Origin of the sequence: Streptomyces sp. NPDC047971 (genome assembly GCF_040653355.1) — a bacterium.
Classification (GTDB): domain Bacteria; phylum Actinomycetota; class Actinomycetes; order Streptomycetales; family Streptomycetaceae; genus Streptomyces.
On sequence record NZ_JBEZNW010000001.1, the window covers coordinates 266,185 to 277,577 of the forward strand.

Genomic DNA, 11,393 nt, shown 5'->3' on the forward strand with positions numbered 1-11,393 from the left:
CACGTCGCCGTTCTCGGGGGGCGCTCAGGCCCGGCCCGCGGCCTTCTGGCTCCTGCGGGACAGGGAGTCGACGACCACGGCGGCGAGCAGCACCGCACCGGTGATCATGAACTGGACCGCGTTGCTGACGCCCATGATGTTCATCCCGGACTGGATGGATCCGATCACCAGGGCGCCCAGCAGGGCGGACCAGACCGAGCCGCGTCCGCCGAAGAGGCTGGTGCCGCCGATGACGGCCGCCGCGATGACGTTCATCAGCAGGTTGCCGCCGCCGGAGGTCTGGCTCGCGGACTGGATCTGTCCGGCCAGGAAGAGACCGCCGACCGCGGCCATGGTGCCCGCGATCGAGAAGACGGTCATGCGGATGAACGGCACGCTGATGCCGGCGCGGCGCGCGCCCTCGATGTTGCCGCCGACGGCGAAGATCTGCCGGCCGTACGTCGTGCGGCGCAGGACGAAGTCCACGACCACCAGCAGGATCAGGAAGATCAGGAGCGCGAGGGGCAGGCCCTGGTACTGGTTGAGGATGTAGGCCGCGACGAACGCGATCGCGGCGATGACGACCGTACGCAGCACGATCTCGGCGATCGGGCGGAACGGCACCCGGGCGGCCTGCCGGCGCCTGGCGTCCAGGAGCGCCGCCGCGAGGAAGAGTCCGACGCCGACCGCCGCGGTCACGTAGGCGGCGGCAGGACTGTGGAAGATGGTCGAGTAGAGCTCGGCGACGATGCTCTCGCTGGGGATGTTGACGGTGCCGCTGGTGCCGAGCACCTGGAGCATCAGGCCGTTCCAGGCGAGGTTGCCCGCGAGGGTGACGACGAACGCCGGCACGCCGACCTTGGCGAAGAAGAAGCCCTGGATGAGCCCGACGGCCGCTCCGCCCGCGATGGCGACGAGCAGCGCCAGCCATTCGTTCATGCCGTTCAGGACGTTGAGCACGGCGAAGATGGCGGCGCACAGGCCGCTGACCGAGCCGACGGACAGGTCGATCTCGCCGAGCAGCAGGACGAAGACGATCCCGACGGCGATCATGCCGGTGCCGACGATCTGCTGGCTGAGGTCGGAGAGGTTCTGGGCCGAGAGGAAGGCGCTGTCGAGGCTGCCGAACACCGTCCAGATGACGATCACGGCGATGACGACGGGCAGCGACCCCAGCTCACCGCTGCGCAGCTTGCGCCGGAACTCTCCGAGGTATCCGCGGATCCCCTCCTCGCGGACGAGCAGGCGGGTGTCGACGGCGGGCATCGCGTCGGAGGCCGGCTCCTGGCTGGAGGAGTCGTCGGGGCGGCGGTCCCTTTTCATCGCTCCTCCTCCCGCTTCCGGGCCTGGCGGCGGGTGACGGCGCTGTCGGAGGCGCCGGTGATGGCGGAGATGATCTCCTCGGTGGTGGTGGAGCGTTTGTCGAAGAACCCGTTGTTCCGGCCGAGGCGCAGGACCGCGATCCGGTCGGCGACCGCCATCACGTCCACCATGTTGTGGCTGATCAGGATCGTCCCGAGTCCGTGGTCGCGGAGCCGTTCGACCAGGTCGAGGACTTGGGCGGTCTGCTCCACGCCCAGGGCGGCGGTGGGCTCGTCCAGGATGACGACCCGCGGTTCGCCGATCAGGGAACGGGCGATCGCGACGGTCTGGCGCTGGCCGCCGGAGAGGGAGGCGACGGGGATGCGGACGCTGGGGATGCGGATGGACAGGGTGTTGAGCAGTTCGCGGGACCGCTGCTCCATCCCGACCTCGTCGAGCACGCCGAACCGCTTGAGTTCGCGGCCGAGGAAGAGATTGCCGACGACGTCGAGGTTGTCGCAGAGCGCCAGGTCCTGGTAGACGGTGGCGATGCCGAGGTTCTGGGCGTCGTGGGGCCGGTTGATGCTGACCTTCCGGCCGTCCCACTCGATGACGCCCTCGTCGGGCGGGTTCACCCCGGCGATCGCCTTGACCGCGGTGGACTTCCCGGCGCCGTTGTCGCCGACGAGCGCGACGACCTCGCCGGCGTGGACCTCCAGGTCGAATCCCGACAGCGCCTGGACGGCGCCGAACCGCTTGGATATCCCCCGCAGCGTGAGCACAGGTCCTTCCGGCACCTTCAACCGCCTCCTCCGCACGCCCCCGACGGGCCGCTACGGCTACTGGAGTCCGGCCTCCTCGCAGGCTGCGGCGTAGGCGGGAGTGCAGATCTCGTCGACCGTGTACAGACCGTCCTTGACGACCGTGTCCTTGATGTTGTCCTTGTCGACCACGACCGGTTCGAGCAGCAGGGACGGCACCTTCTCACCACTGCCGCTGGTGACGGTGGTGGGCGTCAGGGATGCGGGGAGCTCCTTGCCCTCGGCGAGATCGACGGCCATCGTGGCGGCCGCGTCGGCCTCCGGCTTGTACGGCTTCTCGATGGTGATCGTCTGTGTTCCGAGGAGGATCCGCTGGATCGCGTCGAGCTGGGCGTCCTGACCGGTCAGCGGCACGTTCATGCCGGATGCCTGGAGGGCGGTGGAGATACCGGCGGCCAGACCGTCGTTGGCCGAGTAGACGCCGACGATGTTGTCCTTGCCCAGGGCGCTGATGGCGCCGGACATCTGCTGGTTGGCGTTGTTCGGGTCCCAGTTGGGAGTGTCGTACTCCTTGCCGATCTTCACCTTGCCGTCGAGGACGGAGTGGGCCCCGGCCTTGAACTCGGCGGCGTTCGGGTCGGTCGGGGAACCGTTGTGCATCACGATCTGGCCGGTGTCGGCCTTGTCCCCGAGCGCGTCGAGCAGTGCCCGCCCCTGCAGCTCGCCGACCTTGCGGTTGTCGTACGAGACGTAGGCGTCGACGGGTCCCTGGGCGAGACGGTCGTACGCGACGATCTTCACACCGGCCTCATTGGCCTTCTGCACCGAGGACTGGATGGACTTGGCGTCGACCGCGTCCAGGATCAGCACCTGGTCGCCCTTGGCGAGCGCGGTGTTGACCTGCTGCTGCTGGGTGGTGGCGCTCTCGGCCGCGTTGTAGTAGTCGATCTGCGCGTCGGGCGCCAGTTCCTTGATCTTCTGCTCGATGTACGGCCGGTCGAACTTCTCGTAGCGCGTGGTCTTGCTCTCGGGCAGCAGCAGACCGATCTTGATCTCCTGCTTCGCGCTCCCCTCACCCGGCTGGGCCGCGCCGCTGGTCGCCACGGCGCCGAGCGAGAGGGCGGCGGCCCCGACCAGGGCTATCGCGCCGCGCAATGTGCGGGACATGGGGGCTCCTTCCGTACGCCCCCTTCCCTCTCGCCCGAAGAGCGCGGAAACGGGGGTGCAGACATGGCCTTAATACGACATTAGCCGCAACCCAGGCACCGGCAAGCGGGTGACGTCGCCCCGGACGGGACCCCTCGGACCACGACCGCGCCTCAGGCGCGCTCCTCCATGCCCGGACGCAGCCGCTCCAGCAGGGCGTACAGGGCCACGCGATCCTCGTCGCCGAGGGTGTCGAGCGCGCCGTGGGTCGCCTGCATCTCCTCGCGGACGCGCCGGATGACCTCTCGGCCCTCGTCCGTCACCACGACGTTCTTCACCCGGCGATCGGCGGGGTCGGGCTCGCGGCGAACCAGCCCACGACCCTCCAGGCGGTCCACGATGCCGGTGATGTTCGACGCGTCGCAGACCAGGAGGGTCGCGAGCGCGCGCATCGGCTTGGGGGTGTCGAGCTGGGCGAGGACCTTGCCCTGCATCGACGTGAGGCCGTGGTGGGCCGCGGCGGCGGCGAAGTCCCGCCACTGCGCCGAACCGATGGCGGCGAGGAGCTCCAGGAGCTGGAGCTTGGTGGGGGTTCCGGGGGTCGTGGTGCTCACGCTTCGAGCGTACGCAAGATCCTTGACATTATCAATTGTTTACTTGACCACCTGAACTATCTACCTCTACCGTCGATCGAGTTGCTTGATGACATCAAACATCCACGCCCTGAAGCACCCGGAGCGCTCCGCAGCCGAGCGCTCCGAGGCCGAGCACTCCGAAGCACTGAGAAGGTCCTCCCGACATGAGCCCCTCCACTCCCGCCCCCACCACCGGGCCCCGGCGCGAGACGGTCGTCATCCTCGCGCTGAGCCTCGCGGCCATGGTCGTGTCGATGATGCAGACCCTGCCGGTCCCGATCCTCGGCCTCATCCGTGACGACCTCGGCGCCTCGACCGCCGAGGTGAGCTGGGTGACCACCGCCACGCTGCTCTCCGCCGCCGTCTTCACCCCCCTGCTGGGCCGCTTCGGCGACCAGCACGGCAAGAAGCCGACGCTGGTCGCGGTCCTCGGCGTCATGGTGATCGGGTCCGTCATCGCCGCCCTCGCGACCTCGCTCCCGCTGCTGGTCCTGGGCCGTGTGCTGCAGGGCGCCGCGACCGCGATCTTCCCGCTCGCGCTCTCCGTGCTGCGCGAGGAGGTCCGTCCGCGGAAACTGCCCGGCGCCATGGCGCTCGTCAGCGGCACCCTCGCCTTCGGCAGCGGCCTCGCGCTCGTCGCCACCGGCCTGCTCACCTCCGGATCCGGCGCGGACTACCGCAGCGCCTTCTGGATGGCGACCGGCTTCGCCGCCCTCGCCCTGCTCGCGGTGGTCCTCCTCGTGCCCGCGACCCGCCACAAGACCGGCGGACGCACCGACTTCCTCGGCGCGCTCACGCTCGGCCTCACCCTGCTGCTGCTTCTGCTTCCCATCTCCCAGGGCCAGGAGTGGGGCTGGACCTCCGGCCGTACCCTCGGAAGCTTCGTCGGCGCCGCCGTCATGGCCGCCGTCTGGGTCCTCACCGAGCTCAAGGTCCGCGAACCCCTCGTGGACATGCGGATGTTCGTCCACCGGCCGGTGCTCATGGCCAATCTGGCCGGCGTCCTCGTCGGATTCGGCATGTTCGCGAACTTCCTCGGCGTCTCCTACCTGGTCCAGATGCCCGAGGCGCTCACCGGCTACGGCTTCGGCGCGTCCATCCTGCGCGCCTCCGTGGAGTTCCTGCTGCCCGGCGCGATCGTCTCCCTGCTCGCCTCGCCGATCGGGGGCCGGCTGGTCCGCAGCCGCGGGCCGCGGACGGCCCTGGTCCTGGCCGCCGGCCTCGGCGCCGTGGGCTTCGGCTGGCTCGCCCTCGACCACGCCCACACCGTCTCGGTGATCGGCGCGGGCGTGGTGGTCGGCGCGGCCGTCAGCTTCGGCTACGCGGCGATGCCGGCCGTCATCATGGCGAGCGTCCCGCCCCAGCAGAGCGGCATCGCCAACGGCATCAACTCCATCTCCCGCTCCACCGGCAGCGCCATCGGCAGCGCCGTGGTGACCACGATCCTGGCCTCGCGGACGCTGGAGCACCTCCCGGCGGGCGCTCCCGCCCTGCCCGCCGAGTCCGGCTTCACCCTCACCTTCTGGATCGGGGCCGCGGCCTTCGCCCTGGTGGCCGTCATCGGCCGGGTGGGGCTGCGCACCCGGCGGGAGCCCCGCGCCGAGGCCGTGAACCTGCCCACCGCCGAGAAGGCGACCGTGGCGGCGACAGCCTGACGACGGACCACCGGCGGCGGCCGCGCCCTCCGGGCGAGGCCGCCGCCCTGAGCGGCGACGCGCCGCGGACACCGATGGATTCGCCCATGACTTAATCAATGGCCCGGCTTGCCGCCTCGGGCGGATCATTCCGCGCATGACCGAAAAGACGATCCACGCGGCGGCGGCCGGCACCTGGAAACTCGGCGATCTGGAGATCAACCGGATCGGGTTCGGCGCGATGCGGCTTCTGACACAGGACGGGACGGCCTTCGCGCCGGGAGCGGTACCGAGCGACCGGAACCGGGCGATCGGCGTCCTGCGCCGCGCCGTCGAGCTCGGCGTGAACCACATCGACACCGCCGCCTTCTACTTCTCCTCGCTGCGCTCCGCCAACGAGCTGATCAACCGGGCGCTCGCGCCCTACCCGGACGACCTGGTCATTGCCACCAAGGTCGGACCGGGCCGCGGCCCCTCGGGCGACTGGCTCGACCACGCCACGCCCGAGCAGCTGCGCGGCCAGGTCGAGGAGAACCTGCGCCAGCTCGGCCGGGACCACCTGGACGTGGTGAACCTGCGCGTCCTCGGCACCGATTCGATCGCGGAACGCTTCGGTGCGCTGGCCGAGCTGCGCGACGCCGGCCTCATCCGGCACCTGGGCGTCTCGAACGTCACCCCCGAACACCTCGCCGAGGCCCGGGCCATCGCGCCGGTGGTCTGTGTCCAGAACCAGTACGGCATCGGCATCCGGCCCGAGTACGACACGTTCGTGCGCGACTGCGGCGAGCAGGGCGTCGCGTTCGTGCCGTTCTACTCGATCGCCGGCACCCGGCGGGAGACGGGCGGCAGCGGCACCGACCACGCCGAGCTGCTCGCCGTCGCACGGGCGCACGGGGCGAGTGCCGTACAGGTACGGCTGGCCTGGACGCTCCACCAGGGCCCGCACGTCCTCGCCATCCCCGGAACCGGCAGCCCGGAACACCTGGCCGCGAACGTGGCCGCGGGCTCCCTGCGGCTCACCGCCGACGAGCTGGACGTCCTGAACGCGCTCCACCGGCGAGGCGCCTGAGCCTCCCGGCCGACCGTCCCCCGCCGGAAACCCGTCCGGCCGTCCCCCGCCCGAAGCCCGACCGGCCCTCGCCGACCGGAAACCCGCGAGACGTCACGGAGGGCGCCCACCTCACCGGACGGGCGCACCTCGGCGGCCGACGACTGGCGGTCCGTTCCCGCGGCGGGATGATGGAGGGGACCCGTGCGACCGCTCCGTAGAGGTGCAGCAGTGGCTGCGGGGTGGAGGAGGGATGCGGTCTGGATGAGCGCGGCGGCGTTTCCCCCTGCCGGCCCGGACCCGGCGAGTGACGAGCTCGCCGTGGAGCCCGGCGGGCTCCTCGACGTACTCGGCGTGGCCGCCGTCGTCGTGGACGCGACCGGGCGGGTCGTCCTCTGGAGCCCGCAGGCCGAAGCGATCTTCGGATACGCGGCGGCCGAGGCGCTGGGCCGGCCGGCCGCGCCGCTGCTCGTCTCCGGGGACCAGCGGGACGAGGTGCTGTCCCTGTTCGCCCGGGTCATGTCGGGCGGCGGGCCCTGGGCCGGTGTCATCTCGGCACGTCACAAGGACGGACGCACGATCCCGGTCGAGTTCCGCAACACCCGGCTCCAGGACGACGAAGGACATCTCTACGCCCTCGGCCTCGCCACGGACGCGGCGACGGCGAGGCGCGTGGAGCAGGACCTCGCCCTGTCCTCGCGGCTGGTCGCGCACTCCCCCATCGGACTCGCCGTACTGGACCCCGATCTCCGGTTCGTGCTGGTCAACCCGGCACTGGAACGCATCGACGGGCGCACCGCCGCCAGCTACCTGGGCCGTACCTTCCGCGAGGCGGTGACCTCGCCGGACGCCGACGAACTGGAACCGGTGCTGCGCGAGGTGCTGGAGACCGGCGTTCCCGTCCTCTCCAGGAACGTCCGGGGCGCCGTCCGCTCCGACGGGAAGGAGCAGGTCTGGTCGATGTCGCTGTACCGCCTGGAGACCTCGGGGCGCCGCGTCCTCGGGGTCGCCGCCTCCGTCGTCGACATCACCGACCAGCACCACGCCGCGCGGGCGGCCGCACGGGCCAGGCGTCGCCTGGCGGTGATCGCCGACGCGTCCGAGCGCGTGGGCACCACGCTCGACCTGGACCTGACCGCTCACGAACTGGCGGATCTGGTGGTGCCGGAGTTCGCCGACATCGCGGCCGTCGACGTCCTGGAGGACATCCTGGCCGGTCCGCACCCCGGAGGCACGAGGGCCTCGGGCCCGGCCGTGTTCCGCGCCCTCGCGGTGAAGGCCGCGTATGCCACGCCGGCGGAGGAGGCCGCGGACCCGGTCGGCACACCGGCCCGGTACGGCACCGAGCGGCTGGTGACCCAGTGTGCCCGCACCGGCCGCCCGGTTCTCGTCCAGCACGTCACGGACGGCGACCTTCCGCGCATCGCCCGCGCGGGTTCCGCCGTCGAACTCCTGCGGCAGGCCGGTATCCACTCCTATCTCGCCGTCCCCCTGCGCGCCCGTGGCGTGGTCCTCGGCGTGCTCGACCTCAAGCGCGCGCGCAACTCGCAGCCGTTCGACCGCGACGACGTCCTGCTCGCCGGGGAGTTGGCGGCCCGGGCGGCGGTGGCCATCGACAACGCCCGCTGGTACCGCCAGCAGAGCCAGGCCGCCCTCGCCCTGCAGAGCCACCTGCTGCCGCACGGTCCGGCCCGGCTGAACGGGCTCGACGTGGCCTACCGCTATCAGCCCGCCTCCGCGGCGGTCGAGGTCGGCGGGGACTGGTTCGACGCGATCCCCCTGCCGGACGGCCGGACGGCCCTGGTCGTGGGCGATGTGATGGGCAGCGGCATCAACGCCGCGGCGACCATGGGTCAGATGCGCACCGCGGCCCGCACGCTGGCCGGACTCGGACTCGAACCCGCCGTGGTCCTGACCCACCTGGACCGCATCATCGCGGATCTGGACGACGCCATGGCGACCTGTGTCTACGCCGTGCACGACCCGCTTCGCGGAAGCTGCCGCGTCTCCAACGCCGGCCATCCCCCGCCCGTGCACGTCCCCGTGGGCCGGGCTCCCAGCCTGCTCGACCTTCCCACGGGCGCGCCGCTGGGAGTCGGCGGCGTCCCCTTCGAGACCGTCGAGATCCCGTTCGTCGCGGGCGACGAACTGGTGCTGTACACCGACGGGCTGGTGGAGACCCGTGACCAGGACATCGATGTCCGGCTCGCGGCCCTCACCGACCTGCTCGGCCAGTCCTCCCTGCCCCTGGAGGAGACCTGTGACCTGCTCCTGGGCGCGCTGCGCGGCCCCGATGACCACGACGACGTCGCTCTTCTGATCGCCCGGGCCCAGCCCCCGTCCGGCACCGGGAGCGATCGAGAGGAGGAGGCACCGTGAACGACTCGCGCCTTCCGCGTGCCGGCCTGCCACCGTTCCCCGAGGGCACCGTCGGCGCCCTGCTCGACAGCCGGGGGCGGATCAGCGGCTGGACTCCGGAGGCCGGGGCGTTGCTCGGCCGGCCCGCCGCCGATGTCGTCGGCCTGTCGGCGCGCGCCCTCCTCGCGGACCCCGCGGCCTGGCCGGCGCTGGTGGCCGGCTACGCGCGCGGCGCGCGGGGAGGCGAGGCGGTGCTGCGCACGGGCCGGGGCGAGGCGGCGCACGTCGTCTTCCAGGCGTTCGACCTGACCGACGTGGGCGAGCCGACCCACGTGGGCGAGCAGGACGGAACGGCGGGAGTGGGGACGGGGGCGGGATGCCTCGTCCTGGTCACCCCGGCGGCGGAGGCCGTCAGTTGGCACCAGGACCAGGCGTTCATCCGGGAGCTGTTCCTCCAGGACCGGGTGGGGCTCGCCGTCTTCGACTCCGAGCTGCGGCTGCTGCGGACCAACAGCCACCTCCTGCCGTACACCGGCGTGCCGACCGATCTGCGCGGCCGGCGTCTGGGCGACTTCCTCTGGCCCGGAGACGCGAAGGCGGTCGAGGAGAAGCTGCGCGAGGTCCTGGCGTCGGGCCGGCCGCTGATCCGCGTGGAGGCGCTCCTGCGGACCATCGAGGATCCCTCCGGAGGGGTGATCATCGCCATCTCGGCGTTCCGGCTGCAGGCACCCGACGGGCAGGTCCTGGGGGTCACCGCCCTCTTCACCGATGTGACCGAGCAGCACCGTTCGAGCGAGCGGCTGGCGTTGTTGCACCGCGCCACGGCGAGCGTGGGCGGTTCGCTGTCGGTCAGGGACACCGGCAGGGAGCTGGCCGCCGCGCTGGTGCCCGGCCTGGGCGACCTCGCCGTCGTGGAGATCGCGGAGGCGGTCTCCCTGGGCGAGGAGCCGGTGCCCGACCGGGAGGGGCGGCTGCTGCTGCGGCGTACCGCCGTGGCCGGGCTGTCCGCGGCCGGCGGCGGCCCGGCCCCGGCGGACGTCGGGCTCGTCGCCGTCGACGACGGTGCCGATCCCGATGTCGGCGGCTACCGGATGACCATGGCGGCCGCGCTGCGCGCGCGGGGGATGGTGCTCGGCCGCGTGTCCCTCGGCCGCAACGACGGCCGTGGCGCGTACGAGACGGCGGACCGGGAGCTGCTGCGCGAGATCGCCGACCGTGCGGCTCTCGCTCTCGACAACGCCCGCCGCTTCACCCGTGAGCGTCGCGCGGCGGTCGGCCTCCAGCGCAGCATGCTGCCGCCCACGCAGATGGAGACGGTCGCGGCGACGACGTCGGGCGCGTACCTTCCCGCGGACACCACGAGGGGCGTCGGCGGGGACTGGTTCGACGTGATCCCGCTCTCCTCCGCCCGTGTGGCCCTGGTCGTCGGGGACGTCGTCGGTCACGGACTCGCGGCCACGGCCACGATGGGCCGGCTGCGCACGGCCGTACGCACCCTCGCGGATCTCGATCTCGAACCGGACGAGCTGCTCACCCACCTCGACGACCTGGTCGCCCAACTGCTCGCCGAGCCGGGCGGGACGGACCTCGACGAGGAGGGCGAGGACTGGGCGGACGGAGGCGACGCCGACGACGACCTGGAGGACGGCTGGCACATCGGCAACCCCTCCTCCCCCACCGGCGCGACCTGCGTCTACGCGATCTACGACCCGGTCTCGCTGCGGTGCACGGTGGCGTCCGCCGGGCATCCGCCGCCCGCCGTGGCGGACCCGGAGGGCCGGGTGTCGTACCTCCCGGTCGATCCGGGCCCTCCCCTGGGCGTCGGCGGCCTCCCCTTCGAGACGACGGAGGTCGACGTGGCACCCGGGAGTGTCCTCGCCCTGTACAGCGACGGTCTGATCGAGGGCCGGGACGGCGACATGGACGCGGGCATGCGCGAACTCGCCACTCATCTGGCCCGTCCCGGCTCCTCGGCGCGTCCGCTGCGCGAACTCGGCCGCGCGATCGTCGCGGGCCGCCCGGCCGACGGGCTCGGGGACGACGTGACCCTGCTGCTCGCCCGCACCCGGGCCGTGGCCGCCGAGGACGCGGCCTCCTGGCGCATCGACGCCGACCCGGCGGCGGTCGGCACGGTACGGGAGGCGGCGACGGCGCGGCTGCGCGCCTGGGGGCTCGAAGACCTCGTCTTCACCACCGAGTTGGTGCTGAGCGAGCTGGTCACCAACGCCATCCGGTACGCCGGGGGCCCGATCGACGTACGGCTCATCCGCGCGGGCCGGCTGATCTGCGAGGTCTCCGACCCCAGCGCCACCCACCCACGGATGCGCCGCGCCCGGCTGACCGACGAGGGCGGCCGCGGTCTGTACCTGGTGGCCCAGCTCACCACGCGCTGGGGCAGCCGCTACAGCCGCCACGGCAAGACGATCTGGGCGGAACAGGAGTTCCCGCCGGTCACCGGCTGAAACCCGTCCCCGGCCGGAGCGGCGGGGCTCCCCTCCCCGAGCGGGGATCAACGCCCCCGCGGCGGCGG

General features: G+C 72.2%; 8 protein-coding genes. 4 read left to right on the plus strand and 4 right to left on the minus strand.

Annotated features, from left to right (window positions below; genetic code table 11):
• Nucleotides 1–24: 24 nt before the first annotated feature.
• From AB0D99_RS01170 to AB0D99_RS01185, 4 genes are all read right to left on the minus strand, one after another.
• Nucleotides 25–1,302: a sugar ABC transporter permease gene (locus AB0D99_RS01170; protein ID WP_362355469.1), complete on the minus strand. Its 1,278-nt coding sequence runs from the start codon at nt 1,300–1,302 to the stop codon at nt 25–27.
• Entirely contained in the window at nt 1,299–2,078 is a 780-nt protein-coding gene (locus AB0D99_RS01175) for an ATP-binding cassette domain-containing protein (RefSeq protein ID WP_362355472.1), read from the minus strand. The genes AB0D99_RS01170 and AB0D99_RS01175 overlap by 4 nt, the downstream gene beginning before the upstream one ends.
• 42 nt (nt 2,079–2,120) lie before the next feature.
• Complete coding sequence (locus AB0D99_RS01180; RefSeq protein ID WP_362355475.1) at nt 2,121–3,209, minus strand: substrate-binding domain-containing protein; 1,089 nt, start codon at nt 3,207–3,209, stop codon at nt 2,121–2,123.
• Nucleotides 3,210–3,361: 152 nt separating this feature from the next.
• On the minus strand, nt 3,362–3,802 hold the full coding sequence (locus AB0D99_RS01185; protein ID WP_362355478.1) for a MarR family transcriptional regulator: 441 nt from the start codon (nt 3,800–3,802) through the stop codon (nt 3,362–3,364).
• 185 nt (nt 3,803–3,987) lie between these two features.
• Here AB0D99_RS01185 and AB0D99_RS01190 point away from each other — a divergent pair, with 185 nt between their 5' ends.
• The 4 genes from AB0D99_RS01190 (at nt 3,988) to AB0D99_RS01205 (ending at nt 11,325) form a co-directional block, all read left to right on the plus strand.
• On the plus strand, nt 3,988–5,478 hold the full coding sequence (locus AB0D99_RS01190; protein ID WP_362355481.1) for an MFS transporter: 1,491 nt from the start codon (nt 3,988–3,990) through the stop codon (nt 5,476–5,478).
• A gap of 136 nt (nt 5,479–5,614) precedes the next feature.
• Nucleotides 5,615–6,526: an oxidoreductase gene (locus AB0D99_RS01195; protein WP_362355484.1), complete on the plus strand. Its 912-nt coding sequence runs from the start codon at nt 5,615–5,617 to the stop codon at nt 6,524–6,526.
• 243 nt (nt 6,527–6,769) lie between these two features.
• Nucleotides 6,770–8,884: a SpoIIE family protein phosphatase gene (locus AB0D99_RS01200; RefSeq protein ID WP_362355487.1), complete on the plus strand. Its 2,115-nt coding sequence runs from the start codon at nt 6,770–6,772 to the stop codon at nt 8,882–8,884.
• Nucleotides 8,881–11,325, plus strand: coding sequence for a SpoIIE family protein phosphatase (locus AB0D99_RS01205; RefSeq protein ID WP_362355489.1), 2,445 nt, complete (start codon nt 8,881–8,883; stop codon nt 11,323–11,325). The genes AB0D99_RS01200 and AB0D99_RS01205 overlap by 4 nt, the downstream gene beginning before the upstream one ends.
• Nucleotides 11,326–11,393 lie beyond the last annotated feature (68 nt).